Annotated in this window: 14 protein-coding genes; 4 read left to right on the plus strand and 10 right to left on the minus strand. The window is 63.5% G+C overall.

Annotated elements, in window-relative coordinates; genetic code table 11:
• Positions 1–186: 186 nt before the first annotated feature.
• On the plus strand, positions 187–1,740 hold the full coding sequence (locus IPM16_23295; GenBank protein ID MBK9126033.1) for an NAD(P)/FAD-dependent oxidoreductase: 1,554 nt from the start codon (positions 187–189) through the stop codon (positions 1,738–1,740).
• 259 nt (positions 1,741–1,999) lie between these two features.
• Positions 2,000–3,355, plus strand: coding sequence for a hypothetical protein (locus tag IPM16_23300; protein ID MBK9126034.1), 1,356 nt, complete (start codon positions 2,000–2,002; stop codon positions 3,353–3,355).
• Positions 3,356–3,667: 312 nt separating this feature from the next.
• Here the strand turns inward: IPM16_23300 and IPM16_23305 are convergent, their stop codons facing one another.
• The 7 genes from IPM16_23305 to IPM16_23335 form a co-directional block, all read right to left on the minus strand.
• Entirely contained in the window at positions 3,668–4,531 is an 864-nt protein-coding gene (locus IPM16_23305) for a GNAT family N-acetyltransferase (GenBank protein ID MBK9126035.1), read from the minus strand.
• An 8-nt stretch (positions 4,532–4,539) separates the two neighbouring features.
• Positions 4,540–5,871: an ATP-binding protein gene (locus IPM16_23310; protein MBK9126036.1), complete on the minus strand. Its 1,332-nt coding sequence runs from the start codon at positions 5,869–5,871 to the stop codon at positions 4,540–4,542.
• Positions 5,849–6,532, minus strand: coding sequence for a DnaD domain protein (locus IPM16_23315; GenBank protein ID MBK9126037.1), 684 nt, complete (start codon positions 6,530–6,532; stop codon positions 5,849–5,851). Before IPM16_23315 ends, IPM16_23310 begins: the two co-directional genes overlap by 23 nt.
• Positions 6,529–8,370 carry a replicative DNA helicase gene (gene dnaB, locus IPM16_23320; protein ID MBK9126038.1) on the minus strand — a complete coding sequence of 614 codons (1,842 nt, stop codon included), beginning with the start codon at positions 8,368–8,370 and terminating at the stop codon, positions 6,529–6,531. The genes IPM16_23315 and dnaB overlap by 4 nt, the downstream gene beginning before the upstream one ends.
• Positions 8,371–8,439: 69 nt before the next feature.
• Positions 8,440–8,976, minus strand: a complete 537-nt coding sequence (locus tag IPM16_23325) for a bifunctional nuclease family protein (GenBank protein ID MBK9126039.1) — start codon at positions 8,974–8,976, stop codon at positions 8,440–8,442.
• 127 nt (positions 8,977–9,103) lie between these two features.
• The gene (locus tag IPM16_23330; GenBank protein ID MBK9126040.1) at positions 9,104–10,918 is read right to left on the minus strand and encodes an ABC transporter ATP-binding protein; all 1,815 of its coding nucleotides are present in this window, start codon (positions 10,916–10,918) and stop codon (positions 9,104–9,106) included.
• A gap of 105 nt (positions 10,919–11,023) precedes the next feature.
• Positions 11,024–11,257, minus strand: a complete 234-nt coding sequence (locus IPM16_23335) for a hypothetical protein (protein ID MBK9126041.1) — start codon at positions 11,255–11,257, stop codon at positions 11,024–11,026.
• Between the two features lie 384 nt (positions 11,258–11,641).
• Between IPM16_23335 and IPM16_23340 the strand changes: the two genes are divergently transcribed.
• The gene (locus IPM16_23340) at positions 11,642–12,784 is read left to right on the plus strand and encodes a PAS domain S-box protein (GenBank protein MBK9126042.1); all 1,143 of its coding nucleotides are present in this window, start codon (positions 11,642–11,644) and stop codon (positions 12,782–12,784) included.
• Between the two features lie 151 nt (positions 12,785–12,935).
• Here the strand turns inward: IPM16_23340 and IPM16_23345 are convergent, their stop codons facing one another.
• Positions 12,936–13,349 (minus strand): PaaI family thioesterase, encoded by a 414-nt coding sequence (locus IPM16_23345; GenBank protein MBK9126043.1) that lies wholly within the window; start codon positions 13,347–13,349, stop codon positions 12,936–12,938.
• Between the two features lie 165 nt (positions 13,350–13,514).
• Between IPM16_23345 and IPM16_23350 the strand changes: the two genes are divergently transcribed.
• Positions 13,515–14,108 carry a pyridoxamine 5'-phosphate oxidase family protein gene (locus tag IPM16_23350; GenBank protein ID MBK9126044.1) on the plus strand — a complete coding sequence of 198 codons (594 nt, stop codon included), beginning with the start codon at positions 13,515–13,517 and terminating at the stop codon, positions 14,106–14,108.
• 371 nt (positions 14,109–14,479) lie between these two features.
• Here the strand turns inward: IPM16_23350 and IPM16_23355 are convergent, their stop codons facing one another.
• Together IPM16_23355 and IPM16_23360 are read right to left on the minus strand one after the other, a co-directional pair.
• Positions 14,480–16,189 carry a ribonuclease J gene (locus tag IPM16_23355; protein ID MBK9126045.1) on the minus strand — a complete coding sequence of 570 codons (1,710 nt, stop codon included), beginning with the start codon at positions 16,187–16,189 and terminating at the stop codon, positions 14,480–14,482.
• Positions 16,190–16,624: 435 nt separating this feature from the next.
• Complete coding sequence (locus IPM16_23360) at positions 16,625–16,888, minus strand: DUF433 domain-containing protein (protein MBK9126046.1); 264 nt, start codon at positions 16,886–16,888, stop codon at positions 16,625–16,627.
• Positions 16,889–17,003: the final 115 nt, after the last annotated feature.

The raw sequence follows: 17,003 nt of genomic DNA on the forward strand, positions 1-17,003 counted from the left end.
GGGGTGCAAACCCCTTGTGGAGGTGCGGAGGCGAAGCCTCTGCAAACCACTGCGAAACATCACGCCGGACGGGGGCCATTCGGCACTACAGAGTGCGACAACTTCGGGGCTACGCTGGTCACTGGGGGTAACTCAGGCCGGGACGCCTATATTTCGGCGCGCCTCCCGGCAGAAAGCGAATCGCTCGTGGCGGAGAAACGCATTCTGATCATCGGCGCGGGGATCGCCGGTCTTGCGGCCGGATGCTATGCCCGCATGAACGGCTACGACGTGCAAATCCTCGAGCAGCACACCCTGCCCGGCGGCCTGTGCATGTCGTGGAAGCGCAAGGACTACATCTTCGACGGCTGTATCCACTACCTGTTCGGCACGGCGCCGGGCAATTCGTTCTACCGCATGTGGGAGGAACTCGGCGCGATTCAGGGCCGCACGATGATCTCTCATACCGAGTATCAGCACATCACCGACGGCCAGCGCACGCTGATCGTGTACGCCGACCCGGACCAGCTCGAAGCGCACATGCTCGAACTGTCGCCGCAGGATGCCGGCCCGATCAAGGCGCTGTGCCGGGGAATTCGTCACTTCCAGACGTTCGATCTCGGTGTGTTGTACGACAGGCCGCGCAATCTGATGACGGGCAACGAGTGGCGGCGGTTCGGCATGAAGATGATGCCGTTCCTGCCCGCCATGCTGCGCTGGGGCATCTCGGCCAAGCAGTTCGCCCAGCGCTTCCGCGACCCGTTCCTACGCCGCGCCGTCCCGCAGATGTTCTCGTGGGAGGACGCGCCGGTGATGATGGGCATGATGCTGTTGGCCTATCAACATACCGGCAACGCCGCCTACCCGCAGGGCGGCTCGCTGGAGTTCGCGCAGGCGATCGAAAAGCGCTTCCTGGCGCTGGGAGGGCGCGTCGAGTACAACGCGCAGGTCGAGCGCATCCTTACGCGCGACGGGCGTGCCGCCGGCGTGCGCCTGTACGACGACCGGGAGATCGAGGCCGACTATGTCATCTCCGCTGCGGACGGACGGCGCACGATCTTTCACCTGTTGGACGGCGAGTACGCCGACGCCAAGGTGCGCCGGATGTATGACGGTCACCTGCCGATGCACACGCAGGTACAGGTCTCGCTCGGTGTCAAACGCGATATGCGCGAGCATCCGCATTGGACAACCTACCTGCTCGACAAGCCGATGACGCTGATCGGCGACCCGCGCAGTGAGATCGGCGTCAAACACTACAGCTTCGACCCGACACTGGCGCCGGAAGGCAAGTCGGTCGTGCAGGTGATGATGCGCTCGGACTACCACTACTGGGACAACATCCACGGCCGGCGTCTGTACGACACCGAACAGCGGCAGGTGACCGATCTGCTGCTGGCACGGATCGAGGCGTGGCATCCCGGCATCACCGCCGACGTCGAGTTCAAGGATGAGGCCACGCCGCTGACTTATGAACGATTCACCGGCAACTGGCAGGGCGCGACATGCGGTTGGCTCCTCACGCCGGAAACGATGCGCATGCTGATCTTCGGCGTCAAGCGCACGCTGCCCGGCCTGAAGAACTTCTGGATGGCCGGCCAGTGGGTCGAGCCGGGCGGCAGTGTGCCGATGGCCGCCGCGTCCGGCCGCACCGCGATCCAGCTCATCTGCGCGCAGGAGGGCAAACCATTCACCGCGACCGTGCCGTCGGGCACTCCGCCTGTCTACGCCCCCGCGGATACGGAAGCCGTTCACGCCTGACATTTCGGGCGCTGCCCTAACTCCACTCAGACCTCACCCCCGGCCCCTCTCCCGAGGAGAGGGGAGAAAAACACGCCGGACTCGGCCGCCCCTCTCTTCGGGAGAGGGGTTTGGGGTGAGGCAGAGACGGGTGCAAACCCCTTGTTTGCGGTGCGGAGGCGAAACCTCTGCAGGCGTGTCCCTCATTTATAGACACGTGCGCGTGAATAGCGTTACACTGAGCGGCATAGTGCTTCTTTAGACTCCCGGCAGCGACCTTATGGCAGACCCGCAGAATTTCCCGGATATCCTCGGCTACATCTCGAAGAACTTGCGCGCCGACTTCGGCCCGGTACAGGCCGTGATTGCGCTGGCGCCGAACCCGGTCAAGGCGGGGCGCGCTGTGACGGTTGTCGTCGTGCTGCAGAACGTGGTCGATGCGCCGGTCGAAGTGTTGACGACGTTGGAAGTGCCCGAGCGCGACCTTGACGGCAAACCGAAGCGTTTCATCGCGAAGTCGCAGCGGCTGGCGATCGGCATGCAGGCGGCGGAGGTCGGTATGGTGACGCTGCCGGTCACGACCATGCCGGTTACGGTGCCGGGCGTTTACAAGCTCGCGATCTCGGTGTCGGCCAAGTTGAACGGCCGCGCGACGCGCATCCGCAAGCAGGACGGCGGCGGCGAGGTGTCGATGGCGGTGCTCCCGCGCCAGCAGCAGCAGCAGATCGAAACGCTTAAGAAGCTGCGTTACTTCGGCGCGGTGCAGCGCAAAGGCGGACTGTTCGGCGGCGGCGGGCAGGTCTTGGAGGCCACGCTCAAAGTCGAAGAAGGGACAATCGGCGCGGTGGTCGACCTCAAGGCCGACTATCGCACACTGTGGTCACGCCATGACCTGCGCGAAGATTCGCGCGTACTGCTGCAACGGCATAAGGCGGCGGTGCTCGAACATCTGCTGCCTTCGCTCGATCGTACGCGCCTGCTTGAGCCGCTGACCCAGCGCACATTGGCGCGCTTCCGCGACGGCGGCTACAGCCTAACCGACGTCGAGGCGTCGCTGATCGCGCGGCTGATGGTGCACATCGTCGAATACGCATGTACGGGCGAGCAGACCTACGGACGCACGTACTTGCCGCGCTCGGAATATGAGGTTGCGCCGCTGCTGCAGCGTCAGACCAAATCGCTGACAACCCCGATCCGGCTGAATTGGCTTGACGCAATTTTGCGGCTGATGGATGACGACGACCGAATCGCGCGGTTCGCGACGAAGTTCCTGCCCGAACGCTGCTACGATCCACTGCTCCAAGATACGCTGCTGTACGCGATGCACACCGTCGAGGCGGCAGCAGGTGTCGAGTTGGGCACCGACGAAGAGCTGGAAAAGGCCGCCGAGGACTGGATGGCGAAGCTGCAGGACGGCGGGCCGTTGACCTTCGCCGACGTGTACTTGCCGCTGGTGGTGGCCGGAATCGCGCTGCACGACGATATCGTGCTGCCCGAGGAGAACGTCAAGACGCTGCAAGTGCAGATCCAGCGACTGTTGAGCAACCGCGCCGAAGAACGCACCGAAGACAATGCCGCGCTGTTCGAGATGACGCGCGGCGTCACGCAAAAAGCCCTGCTCAAGTACGGCCTTTAGGGCAGTGATGAGTCGGGAGTGATGAGTGATGAGTAAGGGCAAGAACGGGTACACAGCACACAGTGGCGGTCTGTAGGGGCGACCCGCCGGGTCGCCCGCGCCGAACCTCACCCCGATATCCCTCTCCGCCTCACGCCGGACGGGGCACGCCCCCTTCCCTACCACATCGAGACGATTTGCGGTTTCCGTGCCCGGGCACAAACGCGGGCGCAAATTGAATGTAGGGGCGATCCGCCGAGTCGCCCGCCGCGTGGAATACGCGCACGCCCAAACTTCGCGCGCTGGGGCGGGCGAGGCTGTCTCAGGTCAACCCTACGCGAACGTCGCGGCGTAGATCGGGAGATCGTAGCCGGTGCGTGCGAAGCCGAGGGCTTGGTAGGTCTTGAGTGAGCGCGTATTGCTGGCCTGCGTATTGACCGACACGGCGTCGACTTGGCGGCGCAGGAAAGCCGCCACGCACTCGCGCGTGAGCAGCACGCCGATGCCGTGGCCCTGCAGCTCGGGCAGGACGGCAAGCCGGGCCAGATGCCCCTGATCGCCGTGCCGCGTGCTGATCTGGAAGCCGACCATCCGGCCATCGAGGCGCGCGACGGTGGAGATCGCGGACGTCCGGTACGCCCGCCGCATGTCGTGCGCGCTCATCGGGTACGGCGGCGCAAAGGCGGCTTGGTCGATAGCGGTCATTTCTTCCACATCGTCGATCGTCGCGGTGTGGAGCGTCACGCCATGGGAGTCGACGGGCGGGAGCGCAGCGCCCTCGCGGCGCAGTGTGACCAGCATTTCGACCTGTCGCAAGCCGAGCGGGGCCAGCGCGTAGTCGAGCCACGGCTCGAGCGCCAACACCCAGCACTGGCGGACGCCAGCGACCACCATCGCATCGACCAGCGGCACCCACAGGCGATCCATGACCTCCTGCTCGTGGACGCCGTCGGCCAGCGCGGCCAGCCTCAACCACGCCATGCCATCGGTCGGATAGGATGCGCCGAGCATGCCGACCAGATGCGTCCCGCGCCACGCCAACTGGACGATTCCGCCGATATGGTCGAGCCACTCGTCGGCGTCGTACCAGTCGAGATGCACGTGCCGCTGATAGCTGTAGCTAATCAGGTCGAGCACTTCGGCACGGTACCGGCGCTCGTAGGGGACGACCGTCAACGGCGTGACGCTGCTCACCATCGGCCGCGTTATCTCCGGCGTTGGCGCATGACGTACGGAGGGACGGTCACTTCGAAGCGCGCGCACAGCCGTTCGTCCAGCAAGCGGACCTGCAGGCGCTCGTTGAGGCGCTCGAAATCGCCCAGCGTGACGACCGTCGGAAGGCGTTTGACGTAGCGGTAGTCGATGAGCTGGAACAGTTTCTCGCGAGCCCATTCGGTATGGCCGGTGCTGCTCAAGTCGTCGAGGATCAGCAGGCCGACGTTCTTGACCTTGTTGAACCGTTGGTCGAAGGTCGAGGCGGCGCCGGGCGAGAAGGTCGTGCGCAGGTCGTCGAGCAGGTCCGACACGGTGATAAAGAACACGTCGTCGCGCATCTGTTCGCGATACAAGCCGATAGCGGCGGCGAGATGCGTCTTGCCGGTGCCGGGGCCGCCCGCCAGCACGAGCCAGCGACCGTTGGGGTTCTGCGCATAGGCGACAGCCGCGTTGGCGACGTTGACGAGGTTGCGCTGTTCTTCGACAGACAGGCCGCTTCTCGAGTCGAACGTTTCGAAGGTCTGTTCGCGGTGGAGCGATAGGCTGCTGGTCAGGTGGTCGCGCTGGTCGACGTCGGTGTTGCGGTAATCCGGCGCGTCGATGATCACGCGACTGGCGTGGTCGACGTCGTGCAGGCGCGAGCTGATGCGCGGGTCGAGCCGTTCCAGTTCGGCATTGGTGGTGATGACCGTCGGAAGTCGGTGCATGTAGCGGTGATTCAGAAGCTGGAACAGCTTCTCTTTCGCCCATGCGCTCGGGTTCTCGACGCCGAGGTCGTCGAGGATGAGCAGGTCGCAGCCGCGGATGCGGTCGAACGTCTCGTCGTAGCCGCCGTCGGCTTCCTCGCCGTAGCTCACGCGCAGGTGATCGAGCAGGTCGGGCGTGGTGATGAACAGGACGACATCGCCGTGTTGAAGCCGCTGCAAGCCGATAGCGGCGGCGAGGTGGGTCTTGCCGCATCCGTACGGGCCTTGCAGCAGAATCCACTTGCCGGCGGGGTTGTCGGCAAAGCTGCGGGCGACGCTGAGCGCCATCGCCAGCGAACCGCGCTCGGCCGGAGTATGCATGGGGAGCTCGGTCTGGAAGGCGGCGAAGGTCTTGTCCGAAAGGGCGTCGAGATTGCTCAGCGCACGCAGGCGGTTCTGGCGTTCGACATCGCGCTCGACGGGGAAATTCGGGCAGCGGTGCAGCTTGCCCCAGCGCGGGTCGTCCATCGGGACGTCGTAGCGGATAACGCCCAGCCCCTGACAGATCGAGTCGGCCGCGCCGCACAGCGCGCACGGGCCGCCCGCGGCAAGATCAGCGCTCGAAGTACTCTGCATATTTTCCGGTTGCGGTGCGCCCATCCCGCTCAGAAGATCGTTGATCCGCCTCACGCCGCTTACCCTCCTTGCGCCAGCGCCGCAGCACCCCCCGAACATACGCCAGACTGCGCTTTTCGCGCTCGACGGCGATCTGGATTGCCTCGCGCAGCCACGCTTCGCTGAAGTCGTCGCTGAGCGCCACCAGTTCCTCGCCGATCAAGCCGGTGAGCGGGCCGATGTTTTCTTCGTACAGTTTGAACACGCTGGGGCGCGGCGGCAGGATGATCAATTGGCCGGCCGCGTCGAGGCGCGCGGCGCAGTCCCCACTGCCGACGGCCGCCGAAGCGCCCGGCGTATGCAGCACCCACACCAGTTCGATCCCGCCGTCCGGCGCGTTGGCGTAGACAGGCAGAAGTGTACCGCGTGCGACGGCGCGCGCCAGCCCTTCGACCGCGGCGGATTCCTCCAACCCGTGCACTTTGCGGTGCGTGTCGATGTCGGCTTTGCGCAGCCAATACAGCCCGCCGACCGGGTCATGCTGGCTGAAGGCCCAGATGCAGAACAGGGTCATCTTGAGTTCGGCCAGCGAATCGATCGCGGACAACAGGCCGCCGGGAATGGCATCCGGCAGGCCGGACGCGCCCAGCACATCGGGGAACGGGGGTGTGATTCGCGTCATCGCTGATCCCCAAGGTCGACTTTCTTCACCGCAGCGTCCATGAACTTGGTCAGCGCCGAGTCGAAGTACAAGTGTACCGTATCGGTGCGGCCGTTGCGGTGCTTGGCGACGATCACGTCGGCCTGATTGGGGAACTCCGTCTCCCGGTTGTAGACCGAGTCGCGGTAGAGGAACATCACCACGTCGGCGTCCTGCTCGATGCTGTTGTGAACGACGATGTCGTTGGCGACGAAGTTGTGATGCCCCGGCACGGTGAGGTCGTAGACGTCCGTCCAGCCCTCGGCGGCGATCTCCGCGATGGATTCCCATGCGGCGGCGACGGGTGCAGCAGACGTCTGCCGCGGGGCGGCGAATCCGGCCGGTTCGACCGCGCGCGCCTCGACCGCCATGGGCACGGCAATCGACATACCCGTTCGCAGGGCATCGAGGCGTGTCCAGCCGTCCGGCGTCAGGAATTTGTGGTTGGCCGTGGCGCGGATCGTCCGCCCGTCCGCCGTGATCAGGCGGAAGACCGGCTTGATCCCGGTGCAGAACGCCGCACTGACCTCGGCACGCTCGAATGCGTGCGTCTCGATGTTGAGCGCGCGGACGGCGAAGCCCGAACGCCCCGCCAGCGCGCGGATCGGCAGGGTCGTGCCGTCGGCCATCGTGACCCGCGCGTCGCCGGACAAACAACCGGACTCGCGCAGGTCGGAAAGCTGCGGGCGCTTGTCCTGCCGGCTCTCGACCGCGCGCGAAAGCTGGGACGCGCTGAACAGCGGCACGTTCAATTCGCGGGCAAGTTCCTTCAGCGCGCGGCTGATGTAGCTGATTTCCTGCACGCGGTTATTCTGGAAATTGCCGCCGGCGGACATGAGCTGCAGGTAGTCGATGACCACCATATCGAGGCCGAACTCGTGCTGCAAGCGGCGGCACTTCGTGCGCAGTTCGATGGGCGTGAGCTGGCTGGTCTGATCGAAGAAGATCGGCAGACGGCTGAGCCGCCCTGCCGCCTCGACAAACCGTTGGTATTCGCCCTGCGTCAGGCGGCCAAGCCGGAGCGCCTGACTGTTTATGCCGGTCTCCATCGACACCAGACGCTGCACGAGCTGATCGCTGCCCATTTCCATGCTGAACACGGCAATCGTGCGGTTGAGGCGCGCGGCATTGAGCGCCGCCGAGAGCAAGAACGATGTCTTACCCATGCCGGGGCGTCCCGCGAAGATGACGAGGTCGGTGCGCTGGAAGCCGCCCAGCAGTTGATCGAGGTCCTGAAAGCCGCTGGGCACGCCGTACTGGTCGTGCGGGTTGTTGATGAGGTGCTCGATGCGGTCGAAGTACTGGTTGACCGCCTCGTCCATCTGAATGAAATCGCGCCGGATCTGGCGATCCGTGACGTTGTAGAGCGCGGTCTCGGCCTTGCCGATGACGCTGTCGAGGTCGAGCGTTTCGTCGGCGGCGACGGCTTTCATCTCGTCGGCGGCCTTGAGCAGGCGGCGGCGCACGGCGGCGCGTTCAACCAACTGCGCGTAGAACTCGGCATGGATCGAGGTGGGCGAGCTGTTGGCAAGCTGCGCCAGATAGGCCGCCCCGCCGATGATTCCCAACTGTTGGGCCGCGTCCAGCTCTTCGGACACGGTCAGCAAGTCGATCGGCTCGCGGCGCTCGGACAGCCGGCTCATCGCGGCCCAGATGTGCTGGTGGCGCAGCAGGAAAAAGTCGTCCTCGCGCACGTACGAAGCGACATTGATGTACGACGCCGGCGCGATCAACACCGCGCCAAGCAGCGCCTGCTCCGCCTCGATCGAGGCAGGGACGGACAATTCGTTTGAGGTACCGCGGGGAACAGAGTCAGTCATGGTCGACACGAATACGGCGGGCGGCCACGCGGGCCGCCCACACGAACTGCGAGAATGGTGCGAAATGGCTTACTTGTCGTCGTCGCCCAAGTCTTCGAGATCGAGCGTATCGAGAAAATCGGCGAACGCGCTGAGCTTGCGGGTATCGACCGGCGGCTCGTCGGTTTCCACGTCCTCGGCTTCGACATCGACTTCGATGTCGCTCTCGGGGCGGATTCCAGCGCGATCCAGCACCGACTCGGCCACGAAGATCGGCACGCGGACGCGCACCGCCAACGCAATGGCGTCGCTCGAACGGCTGTCGATCTCGACGCGGCGGTCGTCACCGAGGTTGATGACCAGACGGGCGAAATAGATGTCGTCCTTGATGTCGCTGATGAGCACGTACGCCAGCGTTCCGCCCAATTCCTCGATGACGGTCTTGAGCAGGTCGTGGGTCAGCGGCCGGCGCTGCGCGATCTCCTGCAGCTCGTAGGTGATTGCGTCCGCCTCGAACGGCCCGATGAAGATGGCAAGGTAGCGGTCGGACGTGTTGTCCTTCAGCACCACAATCCGCTGCTGCGTCGTCAAACTGACGCGCACGCTGTCTATCGTTACTTCGATCATACGCGGAAATCCTCGCCACTCACTGTCGACGCCGCAACTGCGACCCTGATTTCATTATACCCGCCGATTCTAACACGGTCCAACAAGCACGGCGTTAGAATCTGGGGGCGTTCAACCTACGCAGAGGCTAGCCGGCGCCGGTTTGGACGCTGACGTCGGGGCTCTGCGATTCGCCTTCGTAGCGCGCGAAGATGCGCCGGTAGGCGTCGCTCTCGGCCAGAAGCTGCTCATGCGCGCCTTGCGCCACGACGCGCCCGTTGCGCAGCACCACAATGTGATCGGCCCAGCGGATTTGGCTGAGACGGTGCGTGATCAGGAGGGTGGTGCGGCCCTTGGCGGCGGCATAGATCGCGCGCTGGATTCGGTCCTCGGTGGCGCTGTCGATGGCGCTGGTGGAGTCGTCGAGGATCAGAATGGGCGGGTTGGTCAGGAAGGCGCGGGCGATGGCGAGGCGCTGGCGCTGCCCGCCGGAGAGGGTCACGCCGCGCTGGCCGATGACCGTCTCGTAGCCGTGCTCGAAGCCGGTGATGAAGTCATGCGCCTGCGCCTGCTTGGCGGCCTCGATAATCTCCTCCATCGACGCGTCGGGCTTGCCGAAGGCGATGTTCTCGGCGATGGTGCGGCTGTAGAGGAAGATGTCCTGCTCGATAATGCTGATCTGCGCGCGCAGGGCTTTCAGGTTCCACTGGCGCACGTCCACGCCGTCGACGGTGACCCGGCCGCGGCGCGTGTCGTAGATGCGGTTGATGAGCTTGGTGACGGTCGACTTGCCCGCGCCTGTCTGGCCGACGATGGCGACCGTTTGGCCCGCCTGCGCAGTGAACGAGATGTCGTGGAGCACAAGGTTGTCGGGGTCGTAGCCGAAGTCGACGTGCTCGAACACGACATCGCCGTGGACGGGCGCGCTGTGCCCCGCTTCGTTGCGGTCGAGGTCGGTCTCGGTGTTGATGATCGCCAGAATGCGTTGGGCGCTGGCGAGGCCGAGCGCGAGGCGCGACAGCGAGTTGAGCGACGTGAACACCGGGAAACCGAACAGCGACAGCAGGCCGTTGTAGGTGACGATACCGCCGATGTCGATCAGCCCTTGCTGGTACAACAGCGCCGAGTGAATGAGGCCGGCGGCGATAGACAGGGGCAGCAGCAGGTTCGAGAAGTACTGCGCCTCGATTCGGCCCTGCCGGATGAACGCGCTCTTGACCTCGTCCACGAGGCCGTCGAAGCGATCCGATTCCTGCTGTTCCTGCGCAGAACCCTTGATGATCTGCAGGCCGTCGAGCGCCTCGGCCAAGCGGGCGTTCATGAGGCCGAAGTTGCGGCGCACCTGCTGCGCGATCGGGTGGAGACGGCGGACGAAGATGTATTGGACGATAATGTGCAGGCTGACAAACGTCAGCGGCGTAAGGATCAGCGCGGGGTGGATGCCCGGCGAGAAAATAATCGGCATGATCAGGAACATGCTGCTTCCGATAAGCAGGTTCATGCCGGGGTTCATAAAGAAGTTGACCTCGCGCACGTCGTTGGTGACGCGGGCCATGATCTCCCCCACGGCCTGACTATCGTGGAACGACATGCTTTTGCCAAGCAGGCTGGCGTACAACTCGTCGCGGACGTCGCGTTCGAGGCGCTGGCTGAACGTTTCGGCGGAGCCGTTGCGCATGAGCTGCAGCACGCTGCGAATGAGCTGCGAGGCAAACAGCGCCAGCGCGATCGAGCCGATCGTCTGCATGACGGCCTGCGTCTGGTCGGCGAGCATGGCGTTGAACGCCTGCCCCGTGAAATAGGGTATGGCCGAAGCCAGCGCCGCGTTGCTGATCGCCCCGATCAACATGGTGATGATAAGCACCGGCTGACGGCGGACGTGGCTCCAGATGAAGCGAACGGGCGACCGGCGGTCGGACTGATAGGGACGTTGCGTCACGAATTCGGCTGCAGCTGCGACCATTACGCGGAATCTCGGGATCGGTTTAGAACGGGACCCACCGATGGTACAACAGGCCGACATACCAAGTTAGTCCAATGTCTTACCACAGGCTCATGTCCGGGTTCGTCAGTCGTCGGCGTCGTCGATCAGCCAGATTGCACGGGCACGTCGCGGTTCGCGGCGCAGCAGGCCGCGCGCCTCAAGGATTTCGAGGTGGATGCGCACCTGATTGATCGACATATAGCACGCCTTCGATACTTCATTCAGTGCTGGCGCCATGCCTTTACGCTCCGTGACGTACTTGCGCAGATAGGCCAATACCCGCGCGGTTTCGGGTTTCATTTCCGAGGTGTAGCCCATGATCGATCGCTCCTGATCATCACATTACAGAATTCAAACGCCAACATCGTATCACATATTGGAAAATATGTTCTATATTTATCTCTCGAATTGGGCCGAAAATGCGTGCGCAAATCTGTGCGCACAAACTTGCGCACGTCCGTGACTCGTGACGAAAGCGGCCCATGCTAGCCTGAGTCATGTCCGGGGCTGCCGGCACGGCCCGTTAGATCGCCGCGCCGTCACCAAGCTGGAGAGCAAGACGGCGGCCCCGGATCGACCGCCTTTTGCACGCCGATATATCAATGTCGAAACATCCACGCTGCAGCGCCGCGCGGTTATCGCACCGCCGGCGCAAGTCGACTACAATCGACCCGGTACGGTACGATCCGGCATCAAGGCCTCATGACCCAACCCCCTTCCTCGCGTCCCAAGGCCGTCAGTACATCGACGACTGTCCCAGTTTGGCTTGCCGCTTACCTCGAGGCGGCGCTTGACGGGATCATCGTATTGGACGCGAGCACAGGCAAAGTCACCGACGCCAACCCCGCCGCGCTCGCGCTGCTCGGCCACGAGAGCGCCACCGTGCGCGCCGCGCATTTCTCGGAACTGCTGCCGTGGGGAACGGCGAACCTGCGCACGCAGATCTCGCGCCGGTTTCGCCTCGACGGACAAGTGGCCGAGGCGCAGGTGTTCCGCCGCGCCGACGACAGCCCGGTCGAGTGCGATGTCGCGGCCACGCCCGTCAACATCGCTGGCCGCGAGCTGGTGGTGCTGCACCTGCGCGATGCCAGTGGGCGGGTAGACGCGCAGCGCGAACAGCTCGACCACGAGCGCAATCAGATGCTCACCGAGCTGGATGAAACGATCGCCAAGCGCACGGAGGAGTTTGTCGCGCATGTGTCGCACGAGCTGCGTACGCCGCTGGCGGTCATCCTGTCCTCGTCGTCGATGTTGGAACGCTACTATCTGAGGCTGAACGAAACCAAGCGCGACGAGCACTTCCGGCGTATCCACACGCAGGTCCATTACCTGACCGAATTCATCGACAAACTGCGCCTGCTCAGCCGCCTCGACGCATCGCTGATCCCGGTCCGCCGCGAGATGATCGACGCGCGCGAAGTGGTGCAGGAACTGATCTCGGAGTTCGCCAACAGCCCCCGCTTGCCGCACTTTCACTTGGCGTACAGCGAAGGGGTCGATCGGGTGACGCTCGACGGCACGCTTTGGAAACGCGCACTGGCCCAACTGATCGACAACGCGGTGAAGTACGGCCCGATCGGCGGCGCAGTGACGATTCAGCTTCGGCGGCGCATCGACGGCCTGTTGGAAGCGACCATCACCGACCACGGCCCCGGCCTGCCAGACGACTACTTGCCGGTCGCGTTCAAGCCGTTCAAACGCGGCGACAACAGCCGCGAGATTCAGGGCGCCGGCATCGGCCTCGTCATCGCGCGGCGGTGCGCCCAAATGCTGAGCGGCACCGTCACGTTCGACCAAGACCCGGTGCGCGGTACGGTCTTCACACTGCTCGTCCCCGTCGACTGAGAATTGTTGGGGCGCTGCCCCAAACCTCGCCAGAAGGCTTTCGCCCTCTGGACTCCCTTTTCCGCGAATTCGATGCGCACGCGCATCGAATTCGCAGTAATGGGGTCAAGGGGTGCAAACCCCTTGCGGAGGTGCGGAGGCGGAGCCTCTGCTACGTTTTCGCGGCCATAAGGGTCGCAGTCGCGTGAACAGCGAGTGTCCCGTCGGCGGCGAAGAGTTTGCCTTCGACAAACGTCACGCTTCGGCCCGAACGCAGTACCTGTCCCTCGCCGACGGCCGGCGCGATGGGCATGGGTGTGACGAAGCTGGTCTTGATCTCGACGGTGGGTATCCATTGGCGAGTTTTGACGAACGCCGCTAGCGATACGACGACATCCATCATGGCGACGCTGAATCCGCCCTGTATGTTTCCAAAATGATTCTCAAAGGCCGGCTGTGGGGAAAATTCGACGCGCACAATTCCGGCGTCTCCGTCTGCAAATAGGACGCGGAATGGCGTCAACTGCGCGCATACGGGCTGAGGTTGGCCGGCGAGCAGCGTCTGAATCTCGGTCGTAGAGTCCATGGGACGCGCCTCTGAACCCGACAGGATAACTGCAAGCATAGCAGATGATCGGCCGTGGGGCGCCGCGTGTGGTCGGCCAATTTGGACTGATGCGGTAGGTTTCAACCGTTGTCGGCCGTGCTACTGTAGTCCCATTGAGCGATTCGCACGCGTACCGAGGCAGACATGGCAAATCCGAAACACGAGCAGGTCAACTACGTCCGGCGGCGCGACCGCGCTGTGGAAGACGACGCATGGATTGTCGAGTTCTTGCAGCGCGCGGCAGTCGGTACCACGGCGACAGCGGTCGGAGATCAGCCGTTCGTCAACACGAACCTGTTCGTATATGACGCCGAACGCGACTGCATCTACATTCACACCGCAATGGCCGGGCGCACGCGTTCCAACTTCGAGCAACCAGAGCCGGTCAGGGTGTGCTTTTCGGTGATGGAGATGGGGCGTCTGCTGCCTGCCGACGAGGCGTTGGAGTTCAGCGTCGAGTATGCCGGCGTGGCCGTGTTCGGCACGGGATGCGTGATCGAGGACGACGCCGAGGCGACCGAAGCCCTGCAACTGCTGTTGGACAAATACGCGCCGCATCTGATCCCCGGCGAGGATTATCGCCCGCCGGTGGTCGAAGAACTGCGCCGGACGACGGTCATGCGCATCGACATCGAGTCGTGGAGCGGGAAGAAGAAGGAAGTGGGCGATTTCGAGGGCGCGTACTGGTATGCCGCGCCGTCGATTCTGGCGTCGGTGAGGGCGCGGAACGCGAAGTAGGCGATTCTATGCGTAGGGACACGGCACTGCCGTGTCCGAGAAGATAGAGGAGGCACAGAGGGTGTCGTAGGGGCGACCCTCGCCCCCTCACCCCAAACCCCTCTCCCTCAAGGGGAGAGGGGCTTTTATCCTGTGCGTAGGATTGCATTTCGACTTGATTACCATGTGTCTGTCTCACTGAGACGGCTGCTGCTTTTTGCAGCGTCTTGCTTCCTCTCCCAAGGAGGGGGCTCTAGTTCCGGCACGTCTTTCTCCCCCTCTCCTCGCTTGCCAAGGGAGAGGGGCCGGGGGGTGAGGGGCCGCGAATCGAAAAGGGCCGGTACATACACCGGCCCTTTCTGATTGCAGACGCCTGAGTCCTGAAGACTTCCCTACTGCTCGTGGATGACGCTCATTACGAGCGGGCGACGGCGGGTCTCACTGTAAAGCACCTTGGACAGGTTCTCCTCCAGCATCGACTGACGGCGTCCGTTCATGCGCCCGGCGGCGAGCGTGTCGGCCACGACCGACTTAATCTGACGCATCAGGTCGGGGTCGTTGGCCTCATAGGCGAAGCCGCGACTGACGATTTCGGGATCGCCCAACATCGTGCCATTCTGGCGATCGATGTTGACGACGACCACGAGGAAGCCGTCGCGCGAGAGGATTTCACGGTCGCGGATCACGGCACGGCCGACGTCTCCGACACCGCTGCCGTCCACGAACACGTAACCGCCCGGCACGCGCTCGGCCCGGCGCACGCCCTTATCGTTGATCTCGATCACCTGTCCGTTTTCGCACATGAACACGTTCGACTCGGGGATACCCGCCTCTGTCGCCAGCTTGGCGTGCGCGCGCAGATGGCGCAGTTCGCCATGGACCGGCATGAAGTGGCGCGGCTTGACAAGGTTGATCATCAGGCGCATTTCGTCCTGGCTGCCGTGGCCGGACACGTGGACGGGCAGCACCGGATCGTAAATGACGTTGGCGCCGCGGCGGATGAGCTGATTGATAGTGCGAAACACCATCTCCTCGTTGCCGGGGATCGGATGCGAGGAAAGCACGATTGTGTCGCCATCCTCGATTTCGAGGTTGCGATGGCTGCCGTTGGCAAGGCGTGCCAGCACGGCCGATGGCTCGCCCTGCGCGCCGGTGACCATGATGACGACTTGATCGTCAGACAGGCTGTCGATGCGCTGCACGTCGACGAACAGGCTGTCGGGGGCCTTCAGGATGCCGAGATTACGCGCGATCTTGATGTTCTCGTTCATGCTGTAGCCGGCGATGGCGAGCTTGCGCCCGTAACGCATCGCGGTGTTTGCGACCTGCTGCACGCGGCTGATCAGCGAGGCGAAGGTGGCGACCATGATGCGCCCCTTGGCCTCGCGGAAGACCTTGTCCAACGCGCCGTCGATGACGGCTTCGGACGGTGTCCATCCGGGCCGGTCGGCGTTGGTGCTGTCGGCCATCAGCAGGACGACACCGCGCGCCTTGTCGGGGTTGGTGGCGTTGTGCGGCACGATGGACTGGAACGCGGCAATGCGCGCGTAGTCGGCGGGTTGGCCGTCGACAGGCGTGTTGTCGAACTTGTAGTCGCCGGTGTGAACGATAATGCCCCACGGCGTGTGAATGCCGAAGCCGACACACTGCGGGATGCTGTGGTTGACGTGGAAGCTGTCGACCGTAAACGGCCCGACCTTGAGCGTATCGCCAGCGTTGAAGGTGTGTACCTTCGTCATCTGGGTGAGGCGCGCTTCCTTGAGCTTGTTGCTGAGGAGGCCGGCAGTCAGCGGCGTGGCATAGATCGGCACGCCCTGAAACGCGTTGATGACGTGCGTCACGGCGCCAGTGTGGTCCTCATGGCCGTGGGTGTACAGGATGGCATGGATCTTGAGGTCCTTGCGCTCCTGTAGATAGCGGAAGTCCGGAATGATGTAGTCCACGCCAAGCATGTCGTTGGCGGGGAACATCAGGCCCGTGTCGACAATGATGGCATCGTTGCCGAGTTCAAACACGGTCATGTTCTTGCCGATCTCGCCCAAACCGCCAAGCGGAATGATGCGCAGCTTCGGCTGCGTACTGCTGTTATGTGATTTTGCCATAACGTGGAACGGCCCGGCGCATCAAAGCGGCGGGCAGAATGTCCTTTCTACTCCAGCGTTGATCGTACGATAGAAGTCACTTCGTCAAACGTCGTCGGATGTCCCGTACAACGTGAATGGCCGATGATTTGAGGCGCATTTTGGGGCGCCCTGCCCAAGATTTCCCAAGTATATCACAACTTTTTGACTGCGGACGATCGGGGTGGGCGAGGCCGAAGGTCAGTCTTGGCGATTCATCGGCAACGTGCGAACGCGAACCCGCGAGGGTTCAATGACGACGACCGCTCCAGATACCAAGTCTGCTTGCACAGCCGGTAGATTGGCCGTGATGACTCTCACGTGATCGGAAGAACGCCGAAGACCCGGCCAGCGTAGCAAAATGAAGGAGGGATACGGTGTATTGGTTCGGGCGAGAAGCGTTGTCAACCAGGAACTTCACAGCGTTACGATTTGCGGAAGTTGCCGTTCGCGCACGGCAGCAGACGCGTACCGCAACGCCTCGGTGATGTCCTCTCGTTCGAGATCCGGAAAGTCAGCGAGAATCTCGTTCGGGGTCATTCCTGCGGCGATCATATCGACAACCGTTGCGACCGGGATACGCAATCCCCGGATGCATGGTACGCCATTCATCTGCGCCGAATCTATCGTAATTCGTTCGAACACGGAAACAGCCTCCACTACATCCTCACATTCTACCATGACCGGCGGCGGGCTGAGGGAAACGCAAAGAAGCCCGCATGAACGCGGGCTTCTTTGGGCTAACGGTAAGCGTTGGGAAGGGTTCGAGCTAGTCGCCGACGGCCGGGGGAGTCGC

The organism is Candidatus Flexicrinis affinis, assembly GCA_016716525.1.
Lineage (GTDB): Bacteria > Chloroflexota > Anaerolineae > Aggregatilineales > Phototrophicaceae > Flexicrinis > Flexicrinis affinis.

Bases quoted from the DNA above. Each gene is read 5' to 3' on its own strand.
- IPM16_23335 (MBK9126041.1), bottom strand. From the start codon at position 11,257: ATGGGCTACACCTCGGAAATGAAACCCGAAACCGCGCGGGTATTGGCC.
- IPM16_23315 (MBK9126037.1), bottom strand. From the start codon at position 6,532: ATGACGCGAATCACACCCCCGTTCCCCGATGTGCTGGGCGCGTCCGGC.
- IPM16_23355 (MBK9126045.1), bottom strand. From the start codon at position 16,189: ATGGCAAAATCACATAACAGCAGTACGCAGCCGAAGCTGCGCATCATT.
- IPM16_23325 (MBK9126039.1), bottom strand. From the start codon at position 8,976: ATGATCGAAGTAACGATAGACAGCGTGCGCGTCAGTTTGACGACGCAG.
- IPM16_23350 (MBK9126044.1), top strand. From the start codon at position 13,515: ATGGCAAATCCGAAACACGAGCAGGTCAACTACGTCCGGCGGCGCGAC.
- IPM16_23305 (MBK9126035.1), bottom strand. From the start codon at position 4,531: ATGGTGAGCAGCGTCACGCCGTTGACGGTCGTCCCCTACGAGCGCCGG.
- IPM16_23300 (MBK9126034.1), top strand. From the start codon at position 2,000: ATGGCAGACCCGCAGAATTTCCCGGATATCCTCGGCTACATCTCGAAG.
- IPM16_23340 (MBK9126042.1), top strand. From the start codon at position 11,642: ATGACCCAACCCCCTTCCTCGCGTCCCAAGGCCGTCAGTACATCGACG.
- IPM16_23330 (MBK9126040.1), bottom strand. From the start codon at position 10,918: ATGGTCGCAGCTGCAGCCGAATTCGTGACGCAACGTCCCTATCAGTCC.
- IPM16_23310 (MBK9126036.1), bottom strand. From the start codon at position 5,871: ATGCAGAGTACTTCGAGCGCTGATCTTGCCGCGGGCGGCCCGTGCGCG.
- IPM16_23345 (MBK9126043.1), bottom strand. From the start codon at position 13,349: ATGGACTCTACGACCGAGATTCAGACGCTGCTCGCCGGCCAACCTCAG.
- IPM16_23360 (MBK9126046.1), bottom strand. From the start codon at position 16,888: ATGGTAGAATGTGAGGATGTAGTGGAGGCTGTTTCCGTGTTCGAACGA.
- dnaB (MBK9126038.1), bottom strand. From the start codon at position 8,370: ATGACTGACTCTGTTCCCCGCGGTACCTCAAACGAATTGTCCGTCCCT.